This is a genomic window from Seonamhaeicola sp. ABD4_175, assembly GCF_056160885.1.
This window is the reverse complement of the sequence record NZ_JBSWYC010000002.1, coordinates 160178-186862: the sequence shown is the minus strand read 5'-3', so window position 1 is coordinate 186862 and position 26685 is coordinate 160178. Positions and strand designations below refer to the sequence as shown.

Here is a 26685-nt window from a genome sequence, read left to right as displayed (position 1 = left end):
ATACATAATTACAAAATTTAGTAAATTATACCTAGTAACTGGTGTCATCTAATTTCACTTTACCATGAAATGTTTTGTATAAAAATAAAAAATATCCTGCTAAAAGCGGAGCGCCAATGAGCACAATAGTTAGCATAATACCTAAAGATTTTTGCGAAGAAGCTGCATTGTAAATAGTAACACTGTACTCAGAATCTATTGTAGATGGCAGTAACACCGGATATAATTGGAAAGCTACCAACATTAATAAAAATGCCATGATTAAAGACGAAAATATTAAAGCGTAAGAATATTTTTTCTTAGATACTAATCTAGGCACATTTGCAACTGCTAAAAACGCCAAAACAGGTAATACAAAAAATACTGGATGTTCTTTAAACTTATCGGTTACACCTGGCAAGAAAATTAGAGTATATAATGTAGTGAAGGCAAAACTTACTATAAAAAATATCATACCTCTTTTAAGTAAAAATGATAATCTGTCGTGCAATCTACCTTCTGTTTTAAGCATCAAGAAAATGGCTCCTTGTGTCATGAAAATAGATAAGGTTGTAAACCCTGTCATTAAAGCATACGGATTTAAAAAAGTAAGGAATATGCCGCCTTTATATTCAAAATTCTCATAAAGCTCAAAGCCTTGAAGCACATTACCCAAAACAACACCTAATAAAAATCCTATTAAGGTGTTTGAAACAAAATAGGTGATATCCCATGTTTTACGCCACCATGTCATTTCTTCTGCGCTTCTAAATTTTATGGCTGCAGAACGTAGCACCAATAGCATTAAAAACAGCATGAATGGAATGTACATTGCAGATAGCATGGTGGCATACATTACTGGAAACCCTGCAAATAAAGCACCTCCACCAATAATTAACCATACTTGGTTAGCATCCCAAAGCGGACCAATAGCATTAATGGCTATACGCCTGCTTATGTCTTTTCTTAAAAATAAATGCCATGCTCCAGCACCATAATCAAAACCTTCTAAAATGGCGTAACCCGAAAACAAGAGTCCTACAACTAAATACCATAACGTTGGATAATCTATACCTAAAAATGTTTCCATAATGCTGCTATTAAGTGTATTTTAAAAATTCGTCTGGTTTTTCTGCTTCGTTATATGGTCCATGTTTTATCTTTTTATTTAAAGAATAAAGGAACAGTAAAAATAATATTGTATAAACTACTAAGAATAAAATTAACGAGAATAATATTTGATTTGAAGACACTTCTTGTGAAAAAGCTTCGCTTGTTTTTAAGTGACCATAAACCACCCAAGGTTGTCTACCCATTTCGGCAGCAAACCAACCAACTTGATTAGCTATTTGAGGTAATAACACCGAAAATGCAAATATTTTAAGTAACCATTTTTTATCAAATAACTTTCCTCTCCACCATAAATAAGAAGCGTATAGTGTTAATCCTATTAAAAACATTCCAATAGAAATCATGATATGATAAAACTGAAATACCGCATTAACTTGTGTTGGAATTTCATCTTTTGGAAATGCATTTAAACCTTGTATGGGTGCTTCAAAATCTTGATGTACCAAGAATGATAAACCACCAGGAATGCCTAATCCGGTAACTTTTTGCGATTCGTTATTTACCCAACCAAACAAATATAAATCTGCAGCTGAAGATTCATTATAATGACCTTCCATTGCTGCTAATTTTGCAGGTTGATTTACTGCTACACCATCTGCAGAACTATGTCCTGAAACTAATTGTGTTAGCGAAATAATTGTTGCCACCAACAATGAAATTTTAAAAGCTTTTTTTGAAATTTCTACGTAACGCCCTTTCAATAAATAATATGCATGTACACTCAAAACCATAAATGCACCAGCTAAAAATGCTCCTTGCCATACGTGTATAATTCTGTCTACACTAGAGGGATTAAAAACCATAGCCCAAAAATCGGTAACTTCTGCTCTGGCATTAAAACCTTCGCCAACAATATGATATCCTGCTGGTGTTTGTTGCCAACTGTTAGCAACTACAATCCAAACTGCCGAAAACATTGACCCCAGAAACACACCAATAGTTGAAATGAAATGTACTTTTGGAGATACTCGATTCCAGCCAAAAATTAAAATACCTAAAAAAGTACTTTCAAGCCCAAAAGCAAACAAACCTTCTGCTGCTAAAGCACTACCAAAAATATCGCCAACATATCTGGAATATACAGACCAATTGGTGCCAAATTCAAACTCCATAATAATTCCTGTGGCAACACCAATACCAAAGGTTATGGCGAAAATTTTTAACCAAAAACGTGTTAAAATTTCATATTGTTTTTTACCTGTTTTTAGATATAAGCCTTCAAAAATTACCATGATTAAACCTATTCCAATACTTAAAGGCGGATATATGTAATGGAACGCAATAGTGAAGGCAAACTGTATTCTGGCTAAAATTTCGGTATCCATAATTGTAAGTTTATAACAAAAATACGATTCAGTTCAGTCTTATTTGTAATAAATATTACATAACTTAAAATTATTTTCTGTTAAAATTTAACATTTCATAAAAATAACGAATTACAAAGTTTTTAATTTTCTAAAATACTTGGTTTTAATGTAAAGTAACATGTAAAAACTATATGATATTTTAAAAATCTTCAGTTTAATTATCTTTTTAATTTAAAGTTTGAACGCTTTATTTCGTTTTTTTAAATAAATGTTTGTTATAGTTTTAATAAATGCTATATTTGCACCCACAAAAAAAGGCCACGTGGCGCAACTGAATAGCGCACTTGATTACGGCTCAAGAGGTTGCAGGTTTGAATCCTGCCGTGGTCACTACAACAAAAGAGCAAGCTTAAAAGCTTGCTCTTTTTGTATTAATAAACGCTATAAATATTTTATGGTTTTATTATTAGTTTGGAAGTTTGGTTTATTTTAAGAATATAAACTCCCGACGCTAAACTATTAGGTAGTAGTAATTGTGTTTTGCCTGTTTCTTCGTTATATTTTTTTTCAGAAATATTAAAAATACTTCCCTTTAAATCAATTAATTGAAATTTATCGTTAACCGAAGTATTTGTTATATGTATTACAAAATCGTTATTAATTGGGTTAGGGTAAATTTTATATTCTGAAACCGTATTTGTTTGTTTGCTGTTGAAATATTTAACTCCAAAATTGTAAGCATCTTTTCCTACTTTTTCACCTATTAATCTGCCTGGTATATCATCAGCAGGTGGGTGGATACCACCCCAAATTCTTGATAAACTACATTGATCTGAAGCATCTCGGTAAGTAGCCCATTGCAATTTAACATCAACACTAGGGCCTTCTTCAAACACTAAAAATTCATTTTTCTTGGCAATAAATTCTCCCATACCTCCTGGGAAAAACTCTGACCCTGTAAGCAGCGTCATTAATTCTGCAGCGGCTCTAGAAAATGTTGAATGCCCAGATACATAACCAGCAAAAGGCGGCGTTACAAAACTTGGGCGTTGGTAAGGCCACCAGTTTTCGGCTAAAATCCAGCCAACACCTGCCACATTAGTATTAGTATCATCAATATAATCATGTCCTTTCCATGTGTAAAGCTTTATTTTTCCAACATGTTCATTTGAGTCTCCCGAGAGATCATCACTTTCTTCAACAAGTTCAATATATCCAGGTTTTAGAGGTATACCAGCTATATTGTAGTTTGGCAGCATATTATTACTACTTTGCCCAAGTTCTGCCATATAACGAATAGCAGAAATAGGCCTAATATAATCGTACCAGCCTTTTACGCTCCAAGCTGCTATGGCAGCATCATGCATGGTGCCTCCAAGTAAAAAATACGCTTTTACATCCCATTCTAGTGGTGTAAGTACTTTGCCGCTTCCATTTAGTTTTCTTTCAAATAATGGGTGATCATTAACATAATTTAGTATTGTAAACCAATGCCCTGGAGGTGTTTCAGAGTCGGGTCCATCTGCCCAAAACTCTGCCAAAACTCTTGCATAATCTCCTCTTGGTACAATTTGTTCTTCATAAGGTTGCCCAGTAATAGGGTTAATATTGTGCCCTATACTATTGTCTCCACCATTAAATTCATCATAAAAAATTGAGTAGTTATCAAAACTTTTTGGGAAGTTATTAATATTTAGATTACCAATAGATTTTGGTGATATATCCCATAGAATACCGTCTGTAGGATCTAAATGTGATCCCCAAATTGAAACAAGACCAAACCCCCATTTATAGGCTTCACTTGAAGTATTTTCATTGTTTAAATTTAGATAGGGTGGTGTAGATGGGTCATGAAATACTGCATAATTATTTCCTTCTCTGTTGTAATTTACTTTATTACTATCATTTAAGGCAAAAGGCAATACTTGGCCCCATTCTGGACTTAGAAATTCAGGGGTGTTACCAGATATAATGTTACCACTTTGGTCTATAAATTGGTTTAAGCTCAATGGTTGCCAACGATTAGGGTTATTTATTATTCCGCTTCCTGAAATAGAAGGAGCTAATGGGAGGTTAATTGGTTGGTAGTGATTGTTTTGGTAGTTATTTATTTCGTTTGAATTATCATTATTGCCATAGTCAATTATAGTTTTAGCAATATAATTACCAAGTGCAGCTGGATTACCGTCTTTAAAGTTTGTTGAAGAATAATTTACATCATAGTTTAGTAAAGACATTAGCTTATTTAAAATAATTTTTGTGTCTTCATATTTTGGTGAATTACTAAACCTATGGTTGAGCAATCTATACATGGCATAACTTATGGTTTTATTAAGATTTTCTGTGTTTTCAGGGTTGAAATTATCAAAAAGGTTGTTCTGTTCAGTTTTAATTAAATACGTGTGGTTTTTGTTATATATAGCCCAGGCATCATACATTGCTACTCCTGTGTGAAATAAATTTCTTGCGTGTACTGTTGGTCTTGCGTAGTCGTTTCTAATAGCTTGTAGAAGTGCTTCATTCCAAAGTCTAGCTATTGAATAATTAATGTCTAAATTATCAAGGTTATTAGATATATTAAGCGTGATTTTTTTTGTAGAGCATTGAGAGTTTGTTTCTGTTATAGATATATTATTATTTGAGGATAAATGCCATTTTACGTTTATGGTATTTGTGTTTTGACCAGATATTATATTTCCTCCTTCAATTTGCCAGTAAAAATTTGAGTTTCCGTTATCACCGTTATATGTATACTGTTCGGTTTCTAATATGCTAGCATTAGTGCTGCCCATTATTTCACCGGCGTTTAAGTAAGTGCATGAACCGTCATCAATTAACGCATCGGGATCATAATTACATGAAGAAATATCTGTACAGCCTTTTCTCTTAATTGCAATAGGAGCATTGTAATTTTCAATACCTTGGTTTTCTATAGCTTTAAATGTAGAATTAATTTCTAATGAACTGTATACTTCAATTATTCCTGAAGGCCATTTAATAGAAATTTCCTCAATTTCGGTGGCTTGCCCTAAGCCAAAATGTACAGGTTGAATACTTTGAGATAAATAGCGTACACCTGTATAATATCTGTGCTGTGTGTTTAAATTAGTTTTAATTGAAACTGTGGTTCCTACTGCTTGACGATTTGAAACTGTGCCTTCAAGTATGAGTTTGAACCAGTTTAAGTTTTCTTGAGAGGAATCTATTATTTTATTTTCATATAAGTTTGATGGGCTGTTATTGTTTGTTACAAACAAATCTAAATCGCCATCATTATCATAATCAAAAGGTGTTGCACCAACGCTAACAGAGAGGTTGTTTAATTTTGTTTCTTGTGATTTGTCAATAAATGAAATTGTACCATTATCATTAAAATTCTCAAAATAAAAGTTTTCTTGTTTTTCATTAGGAGCCATTTCTTTGAATCCGTTTGTAATAAAAAGGTCTTCATCACCATCAAGATCAAAGTCTGAAAAAGCCAAATCCCAAGCCCAACCTGTGTTTCTTAAATTGTTAAATTCTAAAGTTTTATTAAATGTATTGTTATTGTTGTTTTTAAAAAATACATTTAAATTTATAGTTGTTACAAAAAAATCAAACCAACCATTATTGTCATAATCAAAAATGGCAACTCCCATATTGTTGTTAGCAGTGTTTAATCCATAATTAGTTGCTTCTTCTGTAAAACTACTTCCATTATTATTAATAAATAGGTCATTATCTCCACCTGTATCTTGGTTTACATACAAATCCATCCAACCATCATTATTAAAATCAAAAGGAATACTCATGTATGAAAACTTAAGGCTTTTAGGTGCAAATTGCTGTGTAACATTTGAAAATGTGCCATTACCATTATTTAAGTAGAAGGTATTATTTTCACATTCACCCCATTCTGAGATATATAAATCTAAATAACTATCATTATTAACATCAAACCAGGTGGCACTTGTGTTTCTGCAATTGTTTCTTTTTAAAATTCCTGCTTGTTCTGTTGTTTCTATAAATGATCCGTCACCTTCGTTGTGAAATAATTGAACTTTATAGCTGTGAGTAAAAAATAAATCAGGATATCCATCATTATCATAATCACCCCATGAAACGCCGTGTTTAATACCGTCAATTCCGCTAAATTCAGATGAGTTTTCAAAATCAGGATATAAATCAACTAAACCAGCTTCTATAGTAACATCTGTAAAAGTACCATTGTTGTTATTTTTAAATAGCCTTGTTATGCTTTTGCTATTGTTATTGTCTTTAGACTTGGCAACAACAATTAAATCTAAATCTTTATCACCGTCATAATCTGCTACAGCTACACCATTGTTTTCTCTTAAGTTTGAAAGATTTGCTTGTTGTTCAATGTTTTTGAAAACTTGAGAGAAAATAATATTAGAACAGAAGATTAATAATATTAATGTTAAGTTTTTCAATGTTAGTTTAGTTTTACTTAAATATACTAATTATTTTTTTTAATAAAAAAAGACCTATTTAATAAATATAAATAGGTCTTTTTAAGAATATAATTTCTAAAATTAAGGTCTTACATCTACCTTTTCTATATATATATTATCAAAGTAAAATGTTCCTGCTCCGTTGGGGCGGAAAAATATTGAATGATCATTAGCATTATCAACGTTAATGATTTTATTATCTACTTTTCTCCACTCTCCAAAAGCACCAGGAGCAGCACCAGATTGCCAACTAGCAGGTCCAGGGGCTAAACTATGCCAGAAATTAAAAGCATCATTAACGCCAATTAAAAAGTCTGCACGACATGAGTTAGCAGAACCAGGTTCAGCATATACCCAATAGCTTAGCTTATAATCTACACCAGGTTCAAAGTTACCAAAGTCTTTTAATATGGCACCTTGACCACCACCAGAGCTTACAATTTTTAAAATATAATTACCATCAGGAATAGGTTCACCAGACGGAGCTGTTGTAATATACTCAACTGATGTTGGACCTCCTCTTTCTTCCCAGCCATTTCCAGCTTCTTCAAAGCTAGCCATTACATCACTATTAATATAGTTGTAATTATGCATAGTAACAGGGGCATCAGTAAATACTTCAGGGGTTCTTGTATCTGTAGATTCGAAAGTTCCGTTTCCATCATAAGACACAGTAACGTTATCTGATCTGTATATAGTTTCATTTAATGTAATCCACAGTAATGTAGCATCATTAGGATCTGTACTAACATTGCTTATAGTAACAGGGTTAGCGCCTCCGTTTACACTCACACTAAAATAAGATTCATGATTAATAAATGGTGCAAACTCTCCATTAAAAGGAACAACTATAGTTTGATCTTCTAATTCATAAGCATTTCCTGTTAGCCTAAATGGTTGACTTGATGGAATTACTTTAAAAGGAGCTGGAATTTTATACTGCTCATAATCTCCAGGAATATTTTGTCCTGATCTTCTTAAGGTTAAAGTACCATTAAAAGCTCCTAATTTTTTTAATACTAGAGTAGCATCTTTTTCAGTGCTTGTAGAACCACCTATACTCCAATTCCAATCATCTGGTCTTCCAGTGTCTGTTAAATCAAACACATTAATAGCGTCTCCGGCTTCAACATAAATGGTGTCTGTGCTAGTGTGGTTTAAAATTTCACCATTACTTCTTTCAATTCTTATAGTAGGAACAATTGTATCATAGACATCAACAACAAAAGTTTTGTCTATTACCCAGTTTTCTCCAACTTTTACAGCAGAAATATTATCTTCTTCTGTAGGTCCTCTAAAAGTAACGCTGTCTTTAAATATGTTAAACAATCTTACGTGATTATAACCTGAATTTTTAAATAAAACGCTTACTGTTTTATCTTCTGAAGAACCAGAACCTATTATTTTGTCATCAAAAATAGAGTCTAATCTTTGAATTGGACCTTCTAAGAAAAAGTTACCAGATTCAATTTCCCATTTGTGGCTAATAGCGTTTTGAGATAAATCAGAAAATGTTAAATAATCATCTTTATTTGTTAAAAGTGTATCAGGCCAAGGACTTTGTTCATAGGCTATATACCAACCTACATCACTGAATGAATTTGGTTGATCATACTCATCATCTTTATTACATGCTGTAAATATTACAGCAAGTATAGTGATGACCATAATTAAATTGTATTTTATATTATGTTTTTTCATGTTATTTATTTTTTTATGGAGTCTCATATAATCTAGGGTTAGCTACTTCTTCACTATTAGGTATTGGCCAATAACCATGAAGATTTTCTGTGTAATTAGCTGCTGCTTGCTCAAATTCAGTCCATTTAGGCTCTGGGTCTTTATCATCTATTTGTGTACCAGATAAAATTGAGCCCCATCTTGTACTACTTTCACCTTTTTCTGTTTCAAATTTAAAGTTATCAGACCAATATTGTCTTTGAGATAATTCTTCAAAGCGTTGTTTAGTAATACCCCAACGACGTAAGTCTATTGTACGTATTGCATTTCCTTCAGCAGATAACTCTAAAGGTCTTTCAACATACATTAAGTGTTCCATTAAAGATTGTGCATTGTAAGTTACATTATCATGATCATTTACAGGGTATTCACCAGTACCGTCTAACCCAAGTAATCTTACACCTGAACGTCTTCTAACTCTATTTATGTAAACTAAAGCTTCATCAACACCAGCATCATTTGTGCCACCAGCAATTAGGGCTTCAGCATACATTAAGTAAATATCGGCTAATCTAATTACACGTACATTAACACCAGATCTAGGTACTGTTGCAGAAATGTCTCTTTCGCTTTCTGCAATATCCCAGTTTGTATACTTTCTCCAGTAACTATGTTCAGCATTATTAAAAGGAGTTGCTTGTGCAGACGTTTTTAAGTAATATTGTGTATCTAAATCATCAACAAGTGCTATGGAAGCAGAAGTACGTAAAGAGAATACTCTTGGTACATCTTCCTCCATTACAGGGTTTCCGTCTACATCTCTAACAACTAGCCCATTTGCATCTGTTTGTGGTCTGCTAACGAAGTTTCTAGGGTCTCGCATATCTAGTACTTCATTTCTGTATAGATCGTTTAACCAACATGCAGGGTAAAGAGATCTCCAACCACCTACTGGACTAAAAGAAAAGTTGTTTGTAGATGAGTTTTGATCTTGTCCGTAAGGACTTAATTCTTCTTTGTAATTTAAAGAATACCCTATTTCTAAAATAGACTCTTCATTAAACTCATCTCTGGTTGTAAAGTTGCTACCAATATCAGGTGTTAATGAATATGGATGATCATCAATAATAGTTTTAAAATATTCGGCAGCCATGGTATAGTTACCTTCATAAAGATAACTTTTACCTAATAAAGCTATAGCAGCACCGGATGTTAATCTACCTTCTTTACCTTCAGAATATGACATTGGTAAATGTTCTGCTCCATATTCTAAATCTGCTCTGTAAAATTCTTGAACTGTTTCTGCAGGACTTATAGGTTGATAATAATCGTCAATAGATTGAGGTACGTAATCTAGAATAGGCACAGCACCATTATTAAAACCTGTGTATAGGTAAAAATAGTATAAACCTCTAAAAGTTCTGGCTTGAGCCATTACTAAATCTGCACGCTCTTGCGTTTCACCTGTGAATTCAGGGTATAATCTTTCTGTAGCTTCAATAACTTGATTAGCTCTAAAAATACCTTTGTATAATGCTGCCCATTTAGCATTGGGTGCACCAGCAGAATTGTTAAATGTTTGCAACCAATATACGTTACTGGTATTAGGGCGCCCCCAACCAGGGAATGTCATGTCAGATCTATTATATTCGTCACTAGTTCTTAAAACACTACCATCTTTAAAGGCATTGTAAACGGCTGTTAATCCTGTTTCTAAGTCATTAATATTAAGCCAAAAACTACTAGTTGAAAGCTCAACGGGGTTAGTTTCTTCTAAGAATTCTTCAGAACAACTGAAAAAACTTAGAGAAGTTACTAACAAAAAAGCCAATTTTTTTAATGTTTTCTTTTTCATAATTGTGTATTTGTTAGAATTATTATTAAATGTTTTTTTCATAAGATATTAATTTTATGATTAAAAGGCAAACTGAACACCTAGTCTAAAACTAGAACTAACAGGGTATGAGCCTCTATCTAAACCTCTTGTACTGAATCCGTTATTACCAACTTCAGGATCAAAACCAGTATAATCAGTAATAGTGATAGCATTTTGTGCAGACAAGTATATTCTTATGTTTGAAATACCATGTTTCTCTATTGCATCTTTAGGAATAGTATAACCAATAGCTACGTTTCTTAGTCTTGCAAATGAAGCATCTTCTAACCAATAATCAGTATAACCTCTGTAGTTTTCATGATCTCTACCACGGTCTGTAGGTATTAGAGAAGTTGTGTTTTGAGGAGACCATTGGTGTACTAGGTCTTGATGACGACCAGATTTGTATGCAAAAGCTTTACTACCATTCATAACTTCACCTCCAAAAGCTCCATACCATTGCATAGAAAAATCGAAATTTTTATAATTAGCACCAAAGTTAAGACCCATTTCAAATTCAGGTAAACCACCACCAGCAAATTGTCTGTCGTCTAGGTTTATAATACCATCACCAGCATCAGGAATGCCATCATTGTTGGTATCAACCGTAGGAGCATCAACATATTTTAAGTCACCTAAATTGGCATTACCACCAACAAGCGGGTTGTATTCATCTAGTTCTTCTTGGCTGTCAATAATACCGTCTGTTTTAATTAAGAAGAAAGAAGCTGCAGGGTAACCTAAAGCGACAGCAGATACTAAATCTTCGTTAGGTACGCCTTGTACAACTTGACTTCCTGATAAATATAAAATATCATTACCACCTGACATACGAGTAACAGTATTTTCATTTTTGGTATAAGTTAAACCAACGTTCCATGATAGTTTTCCTTTATGCTTATAGTTGGCAGACCACTCCATACCTTTATTTTCCATATCACCAATGTTAATTATAACAGTTGAATTTGATGCTCCAGATGTAGTTGGTGGTAATAATAATGGTAGTAATAAATCTCTTTTGTTTTCTTTATAAAAATCAGCAGAAATGTTTAATTTATTTTTAAATAAACCAAGCTCAAAACCTGCGTTTTTAGATATAGAAGTTTCCCACTTTACTTTATCGTTTGCGTAACGCTCTTGAATAGCCCCGGCAAGTAAAGCATCAGCTTCTTCTGGACCTAAAATTGCATCTCTTTCAATTTGAATAGTTGCTTGGTTACTGTAGGGTTCAAATCCTTCGTTACCTACTTCTCCATAACCAGCTCTAAGCTTTAATGATGTAGCAACTCTTTTTAAAGGTTGCCAAAAAGCTTCATCAGATACGTTCCAACCTACAGATGTAGAGAAGAAGTTACCCCACCTAAAGTCTTCACTAAATTGAGAAGAACCATCACGTCTTACAGCACCACTTAATAAGTATTTACCTTTAAAGTTATATTGTAACCTAGTCATCATACCCATTAGGTTTATGGTGCGGTTGTTCCATCTGCCTCCATTGTTACCTACGTCAGATGTTCCTAATGCGGCTCCTAATTCTTGTACTTCATTACTAACAAACTCTCTTCTATCTGCAAAAGTGCTTCTAGCAAAAGATGTTTCTGCAGAGAATAAACCAGTCCAGTTAAAGTTATGGTTACCAAAGCTTTTTTTGTAGTTTAAAAAGTTTTCAAAAGTTTGTTTGGTTCTTCTTGTGTAAATTTCTCTTATACCTGAAAGTACTTGAGGAGGTACAATTTCACCATCTTCATTTGTTTGAACAAATAAAGGGTTTATTACACGTCTTGTGCTATTTGAAATGTTTAAACCAACTCTTGCTGTATATGTTAAATTATCATTGAAGTTATACTTTGCAGTCATGTTGGCATCAAAACTATCAACATTATCTTTATCGGTTTGAATTAAACGTTGTTGGTTTTGAGAAAGGTTAATAGCATCGTTATCTGTTGTAGATCCTGGGTTTTCTATTTCAGTTGCATCTGGATCTAGCTGTTGAGAATATGGATTGTATTTGTATGCCATAAGTAATAACTGCCAAGGCTCTCTATCTCTTTCTTCAACTCTAAAGCCCATACCAGTAGAAATGTTCCAATTGCCTTTTCTGTATTGAGTGTTGGCTCTAACATTAAATCTTTCATAACCAGAGTTAATTAACATACCATCTTGCTTAAAAAATGATGCATTAATATTGTATGCTAATCCATCTTTTCCTCCAGAAATGCTCAGGTTGTGGTTTTGTATAGGAGCACTATCTTGTTGAATGATGTCTGTTAAATTAGAATTGTTTGTTAACTGATGAGTACCTTGTACTATAGGTGTCCACGTGTTCCCAAAGTTTGTGCCATTTAAAGCATTTGTTCTCAAGTGTGTAGCGTATAAATGATCTTCTAATTCCATTAAAGGAAGGCCAGATGTAATAGATTGTAACCCGTACCAAGTATGGATATTCATTTTCATGATACCTTCTTTACCTTTTTTTGTGGTAATTAATATTACACCATTAGCACCTCTAGTACCATAAACAGCAGTAGAAGCAGCATCTTTTAATACGTCTACAGTTTCAATTTCATCAATACTTAATTTAGGGTCTCCATCAAAAGGAATACCATCTACAACGTATAAAGGAGTGTTAACACCATTAATAGAACCAATACCCCTAATAAGTACATTAGATTCAGCACCTGGTTGACCACTAGAAGCAGTAACGTTTACACCAGCTACAGAACCTTGTAATGCGGTACCTAAATCTGCAGTTGCATTTAGCACAAGATCTTCATTTTTAACTTGTCCTACAGCACCTGTGATTTCTTTACGTTTTTGAGTACCATAACCAACAACAACAACTTCATCTAAAGCAGCTGTGTCTTCATTTAATTTTACATTAATTGTTGTAGAGGTTCCTACCGTAACAGTTTCATCTACAAAGCCTAGGTAGCTAATTTGTAGTTTGCTTCCAGTAGCAGCTTTAATAGAGTAGTTTCCATCAAAGTCTGTTACAGCTCCGGTTGAGCTTCCTACTACAATTACAGTGGCTCCAACTAAAGGCTCTCCAGCAGTATCAGTAATTTTTCCGTTAATTGATAAAGTTTGTGCTTGTGCACTACTTACACCAATTAAGCAAATACATGCAATAAGAAAAGCCTTGAATTGCCATTCTTTAAATAGCAATCTTTCAAGTAATTTGATTTTCATATTTTGTTAGTTTTAAATGTTTTGATACACAAATTTGAATAAAATAGCCTGTTTTAAGGGAAACAAATGTTCTATTGAGTAACACAAAAGTTCTAAATATTAAATTTATGTTAAATTGGTATTTGTTTAAGTCGTTGTTTTTCAGTTATTTAAATTTTTTGTTGTATTTTATTTTAGAAAAATTAAACTTGTTTTTTGTTTTATGAGAGTTAATAGATTTACTAAAGTTTAAAAAAGTAAATAATTAAAGTATTTTAATTAAAGTTTAAATTATAGTATATGATTTTGCATTTTAAAGATGTTTTTTGCGTTTAAACATTTTACGGGTAAATTATAATAGTTATATGGTAATTGCAGTAACCATTTAAGGTAGTAAACATTTTAATTTTACGGCACCAAGCTAAACTTTAAAATGATGAAACATTATTACCTAATTTTTATTTTTTCCTTAATAATATTTAATTCAACAAAATTTAATGCTCAAACAGCAGGTTCAAGACCTAATGTAATTGTTATACTTGCAGATGATTTAGGTTATGGAGATGTTGGTTTCAATAGAGATGCCTACAGTAATACACACCCATTTCCTGCTGAGCGTGGTATAATACCAACACCAAATATTGATGCTTTAGCCAATAATGGTATTATTTGTAGAAATGCTCATGTAGCACATCCATTTTGCGGCCCAAGTAGAGTGGGGCTGTTAACTGGTATAATGCCACATAGAATAGGAGCACAGTATAATTTACCCAATGATAATACTACAACTTTAGGAGTGCCTACTAATGAAACATACTTTACAAATGTACTACAAGATGCCAATTACAATACAGCAGCTATTGGTAAGTGGCATTTAGGGCATGAAAATGGCGCTTACCAACCTTTAGATAGAGGTTTTGATTATTTCTTTGGTATGTTAGGTGGTGGAAAGAATTATTTTGAAAATATTTATGAAGACGCCTATTATAATAGGTTGGGGGGAAGTAATCCTGTAACAAATGAATATCAAGATCCGCTTTGGCGAAATAGAGGTTACGTAGCTGAAAGTGAATTTAGTGATGCTCCTGAAGAAGATTATTTAACAGATGTACTTACTGATGAAGCTATAAATTACATAGCAACCAATGCACCTTCATCAGATCCCTTTTTTCTATATCTTTCATATAATGCACCTCATACCCCGTTACAAGCTCCTGCTGCAGAAATAGCACAATTTAAAGCTGATAACCCAAATTTTGAATCTTTAGTAAGCAATAGTGATTACATAAAAAATTCTAATCCGGTTACAAAACTACCTCCAGCAGAGCAACAAGCCAAAATTGATGAGTTAACTGAAGCTCGAATAACCTATGCAACAATGGTAGCCAATATGGATAAAAATATTGGTAGAGTTGTTGCCGAACTACAAAAAGATATGACTGAATTTAATAATACTGTCATCATCTTTTTAAGTGATAACGGCGGTTATACCTTTAGTAAAGGTGCTGTTAATTGGCCGTTAGATGCTTTAAAAGGTAGTGTTAAAGAAGGTGGACATAAAGTACCTATGTTTGTACATTGGCCAGCTCAAATAGCATCAAACGCTGTATATGATTATCAATTAAGCGCTTTAGATTTATACCCAACACTAGTAAATTTAGCAGGAGGTACAGTACCCGCAAATAAAACACTAGATGGCGTAGATTTTATGGATGATTTAATTGCAGGAACCGATGCAAGACCAAGTGAATCTGTTATAATAATGAGACCACAAAACGGATTTCACAACGGAGGTGTTTCAAATGGAAAATGGAAAATTGTTAAAACCGCTAGTGGTGAGTGGAAATTGTATGATATTTTGAATGATCCTGGTGAAACTACAGATTTAAGAAGTACTGAGCCTAATGCAGAACAAATTATTCAGGATATGTTAGATGATGGTGTGGCCACAGTAGTAAACTTTAAAGATGTTAAGCCACTTTGGTATGATAATGATGGTGATGGAAGCGGGCACCCGCATAGTTTTTTATGGAACGATGGTACATTACCAGGTTATAATAGATTATTTGAAAGTCAGCAATTACTATTAGAAAATGAAATAAGTCAAATTTCAATTGAAGGAGTTACAGATGCTGTTGAAGGTGAAGTAAATGGTATTTTTACAGTAAGCTTACCCGAAGGTGTTTTGGCTCCAGAAACTATAACCATAAATTACACAATTAGTGGCGAAACAACTAACGGTACAGATTATACAACATTATCAGGCACTGCAACTATTTTAAATGGTGAAAACAGCGTTGATATAGTAGTAGAAGCTACAGCCGATGGTTTAGATGAAACATCTGAAACCTTAACAATTACGTTGCAATCAACAAGTTATGGTACAGTAAATACAACGCCTGCAAGTATTTTTGTTTTAGATGCTATTGTGCCAACAACATTAACAGCTGGAGATATTGCCATTGTTGGTTTTAAAGCTGAAGGAACCAATAACGGGGCTGTTGCTTTTATGTTGCTTAAAGATATTTCGGCCACAACTAAAATATCTATCTCAAACAGGTCGTGGGCAGGAACACAAGATGGATGGACTGGAAATTACAGTGTTGATGATATTTGGACGTGGACTGCTGGTGATGCTTTTAGCACTGGCGCTATTTTTGTGTTAGATTCTGATGGTCTTGTAAAACAAGTAACAGAAGGAGCGCAAACGGTAGTTGGCACTACATCACATGATCATACAGGTAAAGAAACTGAAAGTAGTGATGGTGATTTTGATATGGCTACTGCTGGAGACGGTATTTTAATTTTTCAAGTAGACCCTTTCATGTTGCCTACAGACCCTAACTCTAGTGTTTGGATAACTGGCTTAAATACCAATGGAGGTTGGGCTACAGGTGGAGGTAATACATTTTGTGCATTGCCTACAGCTTTAACAAACGGTGTTAATGCTAATGCAGTAGGAACAGATCAAGATAACGGTGTGTACACAGGAGCTTTGGTTGGTACACCTGCTCAGTTAAGGGCAAGTATTAATAATTCTTCAAATTGGATAACTTCAGAAACAACAAACTATAATTTATGGCCTTATAATGAAACTTCTGGTTCTGTCGCTGGCCAAATAGGCGCTTCGGGAACTTTAAGTATAAATTCAAAAAAGGCATCAGTATTAACTGTTTACCCAAACCCTTCACAAGATGTTTTCAACATCAAATTTAAAAGTGTAATAAACCATTTAAAAGCAGAGGTTGTTTCCTTAACAGGAAGAGTTGTTAAAATACTACAAAAAACTAATGTTAGTTCAGCTGAAATAAATGTGTCAAATCTTCAACAAGGTACTTATTTTTTAAGGTTGTATCATGATGATAATGTAACTGTAAAAAAAGTGCTTAAAATATAATTTTATAATAAAGAGGTAAAAAAGGCTTGCGTTTTACGCAAGCTTTTTTTTGTGTTTTAACATGAGGTAAGCAATATAAATGTTTAGCTAGGTAATTTAGGTTAGGTTATGGGTAAATATTGTTATTCATAACCTCTTTTCATGGTGTAATTTTACGTTGATAAACTCAATTTAACATCTTGTTAACAGCAGTTTATATGTGTTTTCTGTTGAAAGCAAAAATTTAAACTTAATTAAAACAAGCTAATTAAACTTAAACAAATGAAAGTGAAAAACGTATTTATTACGAGAAAATTACTGAGCAATTTCATGCTTGTTGTTTTTCTATTTTCAAGTTGTGCTTTACTTGCACAAACTGGAAAAATAACAGTGAAAGGTGTGGTTTCAGGTGAAGACGGAATGCCTATTCCTGGGGCTTCTGTAATTCTTGTTAAAAATGACAAAACAACAGGAGCGGTAACAGATTTTGATGGCAATTATACCATTGAAGCTACTATTGGTGACACCCTAAAGTTTAGCTATTTAGGTATGACAGCGCAAACATTAAAAGTTATTGGCACTGAGCTAAATGTGGTTTTAAAAGCCCAAGTTGATGAACTTGAAGAAGTAGTTGTAATTGGTTATGGTGCCGTTAAGAAAAAAGAACTAACTGGTGCTGTAACTCAAGTAAAGGGTGATGCTTTAGAAAAAATTGTTAGTGCAGATTTGGGTACGGCTTTACAAGGGCAGGCTGCTGGTGTTAATGTAGTGTCTTCTTCAACACCTGGTGGAGATTCTGAAATACTTATTAGAGGTATTACATCATTAGATAACAATACACCTTTGTACGTAGTAGATGGAATAGTTCAAGAAGGAGATCCAAGAATTCCACCAACTGATATTGAAACTATAGATATATTAAAAGATGCAGCATCTACAGCAATTTATGGGGCAAGAGGTGCAACGGGTGTTATAATTATTACAACAAAGCAAGGTAAACCAGGGTCTTTACAAGTAAGATATCATGGTAATTATGCTATACAGCGTAGGCAAGCAGCAGTACCTTTAATGAATTCGGTTGAGCAAACATATTTTGATGTTGTTACACAAAGAAATACAGGTGGCGCTTTTGATGATGAAGTAAGGTTACAACTTTTACAAAACCCTATTCAGTTTCAAAACGAAACAAATTTAAACGATATTATATTTAATCAAGATGTGCCAACGCAAACACACAACCTAAATATATCTGGTGGTACAGAAGATATTACATATAACGTAGCGCTTGGTTTTTTTGATCAAGAAGGTATACAAGTAAATTCTGCATACCAACGTTTTAATACGCGTTTTAATACAGTATATCAAAAGAATAAAATTAGAATACAATCTAGTTTAGCTTTTATTCAAGATAATAGAGATATTCCTCAAGGAAATTTATTATCACAAGCTATTGTTTATAGGCCAACGCAAAATGGTTTAGATTTAGATAGTTTTGATGAGTTAGAACAAGGAGGTGATGATGTTAATAGGCTAGGGTGGGTTTTAGAAAGTTTAAGAACTGAGCAAAATCAAAAAAGTGTAAGAACAAATGCTTCTTTTAGAATTGATTATGATATCGCTAAAGACCTAACACTTACAAGTAATATAGGCTTATCTGCTTTCAATACTTTTAGAAAAGATTATAGGCCTTACCAAGAAATTTTTAATAACCAAGGCATATTACAATCACAACCTATAAATAGTTATATTGATAATAGAACAAGTTATAACAGATCATTAAATATTAATGCAGGTTTAACCTACCAAAAGGTTATAAATGATGACCACAAGTTAACATTTGCATTTTTTGTTGACAGAGAAAAATATCAAAACGAAGCTTTTAGAGCTAGACGTTTAGAGGCAACAAATCCAGATGCAAGAGTGTTAGATTTAGCTACAGGAGATCAAAGTGTATCATCTGGTTTTGATTATACAACAACAAGAATTGGTTCTATTGGGCGTGTGCTTTATGGTTATAAAGGCCGTTATTTATTAAGTGCAAGTGTGCGTAGAGATGGCTCATCGTTAGTATCATATTTAGTGTCACCTAAAAAACAATGGGGTACTTTCCCGGGAGTTTCATTTGCTTGGAACGCTTCAGATGAGGCATTTTGGGGTAAATACAAAAGAATTGTAAATAACTTTAAAGTAAGGTTATCTCATGGTACCATTGGTAATGATCGTGTTAGGCCGTATTCATTCATTCCTGGTATAGAACAAAATATTAATTATATAGGAAACTCTGGGTCTAATGATATTGTAAACTTAGGCTCAACTCAATTAGATTTTGCCAATAAAACTCTTAAATGGGAATCTACAACAACATCAAACGTTGGTATAGATTTAGGGTTCTTAAAAAACAAAGTTACGCTTACAGCCGAGTATTATTACGCAGATAAAAAAGACATGTTGTTTCCTGTGTTTTTACCATTATCAGCAGGTGGAGGTAATAATGCGCAAGTAACCCTAAATGTGGGTAACATGATTAATAAAGGGGTAGAACTCTCAGCAGCATACCGCGGAAACATTGGTAAAGTTAGGTTTAATATGAACGGAACATTCTCAACCAATGAAAATGAAATCACTAAAATTAATGGCGATTCAGATTTTCAGTTAACTAATGATTTTGGTTTAGTGGGAAGAGCACCTCAACAATCTAGAGTTACAGCTTTAGCAACTGGGCATGAAGCCGGTGCGTTCTTTTTATGGAGAACTGATGGAATTATTGATACCGAAGAAAAATTAGCTGAATATCAGTTAATTGATAATAACGCAAGAATGGGTGATACCAGATACATAGACCAAGATGGTAACGGTATTTTAGATGATAACGACCGCGTTTACAGTGGTAGTGGTTTACCAAAATATGAATTAGGCTACACCTTAAACCTAAATTATAAAAGTTGGGATTTTTCAATGAACTGGTACGCTGCCTTAGGACAAGAAATTATGAATGGTTTTGATGCCTGGGCTTATGGTTTTGGAAGACATAAAGATTTAATCTATCAATGGTCTGAGGCAAATCAAGATTCTCCAATTCCAGCGTTTAGAAATGATGTTAGAAGACATCCTAACTACTTAGGATATAGTGATTTTTGGTTAGAAGATGGCTCGTATTTAAGGCTAAGACAAGTGTCTTTAGGTTACGCAATACCTAAACGTAAAGTTGAAAAACTTGGCTTAAAATATTTGAGATTTTATGTAAGAACTCAAAATCCGCTAACATTTACTAAATACTCTGGTTATAACCCAGAAATTGGCGGAGGTATTGTATCAAGAGGTTTAGATAAAGATACAGGACCAATATCTATTCAATACCTATTTGGTATCAACTTAAACTTTTAGATAAAACTTTTATTTGTTATGAAACATATATTAATAAAATCAATAATACTAGTCTTTACAGTGAGTGCATTCTACTCATGTGCAGACAATGAGTTTCTACAAGAGCAAAACCCTAACATAATTGGGGTAGATCGTTTTTGGAGAAACTTATCAGAAACAAATGCCGGATTAAACACCGTTTATCAAACCATGTACCATCCTGCAGTATTAAACGTAATTGCTGAAACATTAAGATCTGATATGGGTTACCCTGGTTACGGCAGGCCAGTACCACAAAACACCGAAGATTTTTATCTACACACCTACAACGGTGGTACAAATGAAGTTATTGATAAATGGCAAACATGTTATCAAGGTATATTTAGAGCTAATCAAGTAATTGAGGCACTAACTAATATACAAGATAATACTGATAACCTAGAAGAATGGACTTCTCAAATGGCGCAGGCTAGATTTTTTAGAGGGCTATTTCATTACTATTTATACACAACTTTTAATGAGGGAAGCATCATAATTAGAGATAAAGTACCAGTAACTAATGAAGATTACGCAAAAGCATTATCACCTGCTCAAGATGTTATAAACTTTGTAAGAGAAGATTTAGAGTATGCCTACTCAAATTTATACAAAAAAGGAGAATACCCTAATGGAGATATAACTAGAGTAACATCTGGCGCAGCAGCAACAATACTTGGGCATTCATACCTACAAAACCTAGAGTACGCTAAAGCCATGCCTTATTTTGATGACGTAATTAATAATCATGGTTACCAGTTAGAATACGATTTAGATAAAATGTTTACCACAGCTGGTGAATTTAATAGCGAATCTATTTTTGAAATTAACTTTAGTATTATAGATGCCGATTTAACAAACGAAAGCAGATGGATAGGTGAAACAGGAACCAACTGGTTAAACCAACAAACCTCTAACACAAAAGGAGCTGTTGGGCCTGCGTGGATAGCACACGCATACAAAACAGAGCCTATGGATCCGCTTGATAATAGAAATTATTACATAGATCCAGACACTGGTTTAACATTACGAAATGTGCCATTAAGAGCATCATCAATGATAGCCCTTGTTGATGATACACAAACCACATATTATGAAGTGCAAACCAGTGCATACAGTAGATTTCATGGTACAGCATGGGGTTTTGCTTGGTGGAAAAAATACACAAATCATGATATAGTTGCTTCCGAAGGTCAATTACCAACAGGTGCTTCAACATTATCAGAAAAAAATGTAGTAGTTAACAGGTTATCTGAAGTTATGCTAATGCAAGCAGAATGTAAAATTAAAACAGGAGATGTTGATGGGGCTTTAGATCTTATAAATAATATACGTAAGCGTTGGGGGCTTGTATTACTTGGCGAACAAGGAGGCAATACCAACAGAACTTATGATGATGTTTCTTATAATGAAAGCACGCTAATGAGGCATTTAATGTATGTAGAAAAACCTTTAGAAATGTCAATTGAAGGACATGCAATCCGTTGGTTAGATTTTGTAAGATGGGAAAAATCCGATAACTATAGCTTTAAAGATAGGCTTAATGAATTAGCAAACACAGTGTTATATGCTGTTAACTTTAGTTATGTAAACGAAGAAGGTAATATTCAAACAAGGTTTAATTATCCTTCGCTAGTAAGTGAACAACCAGTAGGAGAACACATAGTAGTAGATTATGAGTATAACACTTCGGCATTAAACTACAATGAAAGTACTCAAAAGTACTATCCAATACCATTTGCCGAAGCTAATGCAAACCCAAACATAAACTAAAAAACACGTTATGAAAAACATTAATATATACATAATAATCTGTATAATTTTACTAGGCTTTACAAGTTGTGAAGAAAAAGAGTATGCAGATTTTACAGCACCTGATGAGTTGTCAGATGTTTCATGGCTAATAGGTACACAGCCATTTGTTAATGATCCGTTTAGTATAAATGTAGATACACAAGTACCTTTTCTAGATTTATCACAAGGTGCTTTAAGCCATGAATGGATTATAGAAGAGGGTAATAACTTTTTAAAAACAGGCTTTAAATCTCAAGATTCTATTTTTGATGCTTTTATTATGGAAGATGCAGGTTTATCTATAACAGATCCAAAAGCATTCGTGTTATTTAAAAATAGCGGAATTAATAAAGTAAGACTTTTAAATAAGTTTAAAGAAAAAGTAACCTATAAATCTAGCGAAGGAATTCTTGAGGCACACCAAGAAGGTGATTTTTGGGTAATAGACACCACATTTACTTTTGATGTATATGCTAAAATAAAACCAGCATTTTCAATTTTACAAGATGGCAATGAAATTTTAAATATTACTGGAGATGAAGAAACATCTTTAGAAGACGAAGCTTCATGGCCAACAGTAGAAATTGAAGCAGCAACCGGTTTAACTTATATTGATAATACAACCATAGGAAGACCCAATGGTACAACCTGGATAATTCCTGACGGTGTACCAAACCAAATAGGAGGCACAGAACGTGAAATTAAATTCTTTAAGTTAGGAACTTTTAATGCAGGTACCATTCGTTCATTAAGGTTAAATGAATTACCGCGTTATACTGCCGAAAAAGTAATTCCGTTAAAAGTAAAAGTAGTACAATCTACTCAACCATTTCAATTTGACGGAGCTTTAACTGAAGATGAAAGTGAAGTTATTCGTTTTAGAGTAAATGGAGAACTTGTACCATTTACAGGCGAAGAATCTAATTTCACAGTTAATGTAACCAACGCAGCAACAGGTTTTAATCAAGATATACCAGTAGCATCAGCTAGAGTTAGTGAAGAAAATGCTATTTTTTTAGAGCTGGTACTAACGGCACCTATTTATAATAGTGATGTTGTAACAGTATCATACAACGGAAATGGAGCCATTCAATCTGCCGATGAAAGAGTTTTGCAAGCCTTTGGGCCAGAAACAGTTGCAATGCATTTTGCAGGCAACATTATACCAGAAAAAGCGCATGCTAGTTTTGAAGAGCCAAGTGGCGCAGCTAACAGAGCTTTTGCATTAAATTATTTTACAGGTAATAATAACATTTTAGGAGGCGGTAATTTTGCTTTTGAAAGAACTACAGAAAGAGCTTCAGATGGAATGGCTAGTATGAAATGGAGCACGCCAGCATCAAATCCATTCCCTAATGTTAACCTTTGGAGCTTTGGTTTAGCCAGAATAGCATCAATACCAGCCGGAACATATTTAATGTCTTATGATTTGTTTATAGAATCAGGTACTACCTTAAAAACTTTCAGAACAGAGTTTAACAAACCAGCATTTAGTCGTCAAATTTGGGATGTAGAAAATGAACCAAGAGGAGAGTGGATTACTGTTTCAAATACAGTAACTACTGATGAGATAACACCAGCCATGAACTTACGATTTACCTTTAGACCACATGCTGCCGAAAACCCCGGTGTTACAGGTAATCAAGTAATGTATATAGATAATCTTCAATTTGTTGAATTAGAAGTAAGACCTTAAAAGTAAAAATATGAAAAAAATTATAAAAATATGTACAGTAATTGCAATAATATTAACAGTTGCAGCCTGTGATGAAGAAAGTAACTTTAAAGATTTTGATGCTGTTTTAACACCAGTTTACAGTTTAACAAACATTAGTAATGGCCCTTTTAAAATTAATATTTACAGAGAAAAGGCTTTAATTATAGAATATATTTCTGAAGTTAATGTTGTAAGCTACAAAACATCTAATTATCAAGATAATTCAACAGAAACCAGTTATAATATAGTTGTTACTAGAGTTTCTGAAGATGAAACACCTTCACAATCGTATGAAATAATAGCCGATAAAGCTACAGGTGAAGGTACTTTAACAATAAACGACGGAGCAGAAGTACACAATATAGTACTAAACGAAGTTGATGTTTATAATTAATACTTAAGTTGTAAAGCAATAGTAAGTATGTTATTTAGTTAGTTTGAAAAGGGTGAAATTACAATTTCACCCTTTTTTTATAGGTAATTTTAAACTTGAACAATAATTAAAATGAGTGGCTGTTAACAATTAAACAAGCTGTTAATGTGTTTCAGGTTTGCATAATGCATTATTAAAACAAGTAATATTAAATTTAAATTCTTTTTAAAAAGTGTTTTTTTAAGAGGTTTGGTTTTTCATATTAACAACCATAATAAGTTTATTAAATGAAGATACTAAGAGAATAATCTCCTATTTAACAACCATTAATATAAACCTTAAAGAATAAAAAAACGCCCCTTAAAAAAGAGGCGTTTTAATTAAAGTATTTTTAAACTACTGAAGCTATTGCTTTAAGAATTTTTTAGTTGAAACCCCATTCTTTGATGTTAACTTAACCAAATACATAGATTTGTTTAATGAAGAAACGTTAATGTGGTTAGTTACGTTGTTTTTTGTTAAAACAGATTTGCCTAATAAATCAAAAACTTCAACCTTGTTAATTGGTTCTTTTGTATTTAAATATAAAACATCTTTAACAGGATTTGGGTAAGCACTAAATTCAAAAGCATTTTTGCTGTTAGTTGATAAAATTTCAGATTGAGAAACCAGAATATTATCAACATGAACAGTGCCTCCATCTGTTATATCTCCACTATCACTTCTTCTAAAAATAACTTGCCACTTTTGTAAAGTACCAGTCCAACTAGCATTTGTAATTTCAAAATTATATGTTTTAAAAACACCAACAGCATCTGTAGTAATGGCAATGTCGGCAGCATTAAACCAGTTGCCTCCAGCATCTCTGGCACGTATTCTTAATAAATTAACTTGGCTAGAGTTGTTACTTACTTTTAATTCAAAATGTTTGTAATTAGTATCTAAAGCTTCAACAGCAGCAGGGGCGTACATTATGGCATTATTAGTAGTTGTTGGCCATGTTATTTCTAATTCGCCATTGGGGTTATTTCCAAAAAAGGAAGCCCAAGGGCCTGTGCCACCACCACCTTGTGTCCAGCCTTCCCAAGTAGCACCATCAAAGGTGTATTCTAAATCTGCCTGTGCTTGCGTTTGGTTAATACCAAATGTTAAAAAAGTAGTAATTAATAAATAGTAAAATTTTCTCATAATATTAGTTTTGTGTATTGTTGTTAATACCTCCAAATTAATGGATGCTATTATTTTTTTTTTACTCATAATTACCTTTAACCTACTCTAATTTATCTTGTTAGGTGTTTTGTAATAGCTAAAATGTTAAAATATTTTAGGTTTCCTTTTTAATTACTATCTTGTTGGTGTAAATAGCTTATTTTATATTCAATTTTATCTCAAAAATCATATTTTTTGTGTTTATTAGGGTAAAAATGATTAATAAGTGTTAAAATTTCACATATGAAACTAGTTTTAAAAAATACCGCCAATTTTGTAAACAAAAGAATAAGTATTGTAAAAAAAGAGCAACCTTGTTTAGATTCTGCATGGCATTACCATCCAGAGTTTGAGTTGTTATATATATCAAAAAGTAGCGGTATTAGGTTTGTTGGAGATAATGTGTCGCATTTCTCATCAGGTGAACTGGTTTTAATAGGTTCTTACTTACCCCATTTGTATAGAAATGACCCTGCTTATTATGAAAAAGGAGGTGATTTAAAAGTGAAAACCATAGTGATGAAATTTACCAAAAACTTTATGGGTGAAGGAACTTTTGATAACCCTGAATTTGCCGAAGTTGCTAAACTTCTAGATGAATCTAAATTTGGAGTGTTATTTGATAAAAGTGTAAGTAAAAAAATGCACGATGAAATTTTAGAAATAGTTCAATTATCAAAAGGAGAACAATCAATAAGGTTGTTAGATTTTCTATATAGATTATCGCAGGTTGAAGACAAAAAAACACTTTCATCAACAGATATGAGGCAATTTTCAACTGAAAACCCAGATAGGTTAGATACTGTTATAAAGTATATTTCAGATAATTACATGAACACCATTTCATTAAGTGATATTGCAGATATTGCTTGCATGACAACAAACTCTTTTTGTAGATTTTTTAAAAAAATGACTAATAAATCATTTACTGAATTTCTTAATGAAATAAGAATAAGAAATGCAGCACGAATGTTGATACAAGAAAATTATCCAATATCCGAAGTATGTTTTCTTGTAGGGTATAAATCAATACCAAACTTTAATAAACAATTTAAGCAAATAATGGGCCAAACACCAAAAGCCTATAGGTACAAATTGTAGATAATAGCTTTTGCTATTTCGCAATAAAACATAGGTAAAATATCATATATAAAGGGTAAGTTAATTAAATAACTTAACCCTTTTTTTGTGTTGTTTTGTATACATTAAAACAAAACGTTTT

General features: G+C 33.0%; 13 protein-coding genes and 1 tRNA gene. 7 read left to right on the top strand and 7 right to left on the bottom strand.

All coding sequences use genetic code 11. The features are described from left to right. Nucleotides 1–31: 31 nt before the first annotated feature. Nucleotides 32–1069: a cytochrome d ubiquinol oxidase subunit II gene (gene cydB, locus ACXAG4_RS07070; RefSeq protein WP_475295385.1), complete on the bottom strand. Its 1038-nt coding sequence runs from the start codon at nucleotides 1067–1069 to the stop codon at nucleotides 32–34. Between the two features lie 10 nt (nucleotides 1070–1079). Further along, nucleotides 1080–2435 (bottom strand): cytochrome ubiquinol oxidase subunit I, encoded by a 1356-nt coding sequence (locus tag ACXAG4_RS07065; protein WP_475295384.1) that lies wholly within the window; start codon nucleotides 2433–2435, stop codon nucleotides 1080–1082. Nucleotides 2436–2733: 298 nt separating this feature from the next. Here ACXAG4_RS07065 and ACXAG4_RS07060 point away from each other — a divergent pair. Continuing rightward, nucleotides 2734–2807: transfer RNA gene (locus ACXAG4_RS07060), tRNA-Arg, on the top strand. Between the two features lie 62 nt (nucleotides 2808–2869). Here ACXAG4_RS07060 and ACXAG4_RS07055 read toward each other — a convergent pair. From ACXAG4_RS07055 to ACXAG4_RS07040, 4 genes are all read right to left on the bottom strand, one after another. Then, nucleotides 2870–6850 (bottom strand): FG-GAP-like repeat-containing protein, encoded by a 3981-nt coding sequence (locus ACXAG4_RS07055; protein ID WP_475295383.1) that lies wholly within the window; start codon nucleotides 6848–6850, stop codon nucleotides 2870–2872. 102 nt (nucleotides 6851–6952) lie between these two features. Next, on the bottom strand, nucleotides 6953–8572 hold the full coding sequence (locus ACXAG4_RS07050) for a carbohydrate binding domain-containing protein (protein ID WP_475295382.1): 1620 nt from the start codon (nucleotides 8570–8572) through the stop codon (nucleotides 6953–6955). 13 nt (nucleotides 8573–8585) lie between these two features. Further along, complete coding sequence (locus tag ACXAG4_RS07045) at nucleotides 8586–10448, bottom strand: RagB/SusD family nutrient uptake outer membrane protein (protein WP_475295381.1); 1863 nt, start codon at nucleotides 10446–10448, stop codon at nucleotides 8586–8588. A gap of 18 nt (nucleotides 10449–10466) precedes the next feature. Next, the gene (locus ACXAG4_RS07040; RefSeq protein WP_475295380.1) at nucleotides 10467–13616 is read right to left on the bottom strand and encodes a SusC/RagA family TonB-linked outer membrane protein; all 3150 of its coding nucleotides are present in this window, start codon (nucleotides 13614–13616) and stop codon (nucleotides 10467–10469) included. A gap of 412 nt (nucleotides 13617–14028) precedes the next feature. Between ACXAG4_RS07040 and ACXAG4_RS07035 the strand changes: the two genes are divergently transcribed. The 5 genes from ACXAG4_RS07035 to ACXAG4_RS07015 all read left to right on the top strand — a co-directional run bounded on the left by ACXAG4_RS07035 (nucleotide 14029) and on the right by ACXAG4_RS07015 (nucleotide 24275). Further along, nucleotides 14029–16992, top strand: a complete 2964-nt coding sequence (locus ACXAG4_RS07035) for a sulfatase-like hydrolase/transferase (protein WP_475295379.1) — start codon at nucleotides 14029–14031, stop codon at nucleotides 16990–16992. A 261-nt stretch (nucleotides 16993–17253) separates the two neighbouring features. Further along, nucleotides 17254–20355, top strand: coding sequence for a SusC/RagA family TonB-linked outer membrane protein (locus tag ACXAG4_RS07030; RefSeq protein WP_475295378.1), 3102 nt, complete (start codon nucleotides 17254–17256; stop codon nucleotides 20353–20355). A gap of 18 nt (nucleotides 20356–20373) precedes the next feature. Next, the gene (locus ACXAG4_RS07025; RefSeq protein WP_475295377.1) at nucleotides 20374–22143 is read left to right on the top strand and encodes a RagB/SusD family nutrient uptake outer membrane protein; all 1770 of its coding nucleotides are present in this window, start codon (nucleotides 20374–20376) and stop codon (nucleotides 22141–22143) included. Nucleotides 22144–22153: 10 nt separating this feature from the next. After that, nucleotides 22154–23860: a hypothetical protein gene (locus tag ACXAG4_RS07020; RefSeq protein ID WP_475295376.1), complete on the top strand. Its 1707-nt coding sequence runs from the start codon at nucleotides 22154–22156 to the stop codon at nucleotides 23858–23860. A 10-nt stretch (nucleotides 23861–23870) separates the two neighbouring features. After that, nucleotides 23871–24275 (top strand): hypothetical protein, encoded by a 405-nt coding sequence (locus tag ACXAG4_RS07015; protein WP_475295375.1) that lies wholly within the window; start codon nucleotides 23871–23873, stop codon nucleotides 24273–24275. Between the two features lie 384 nt (nucleotides 24276–24659). Here the strand turns inward: ACXAG4_RS07015 and ACXAG4_RS07010 are convergent, their stop codons facing one another. Continuing rightward, nucleotides 24660–25442: a T9SS type A sorting domain-containing protein gene (locus ACXAG4_RS07010; protein WP_475295374.1), complete on the bottom strand. Its 783-nt coding sequence runs from the start codon at nucleotides 25440–25442 to the stop codon at nucleotides 24660–24662. Nucleotides 25443–25706: 264 nt separating this feature from the next. Between ACXAG4_RS07010 and ACXAG4_RS07005 the strand changes: the two genes are divergently transcribed. Beyond that, entirely contained in the window at nucleotides 25707–26564 is an 858-nt protein-coding gene (locus ACXAG4_RS07005; RefSeq protein ID WP_475295373.1) for an AraC family transcriptional regulator, read from the top strand. Nucleotides 26565–26685 lie beyond the last annotated feature (121 nt).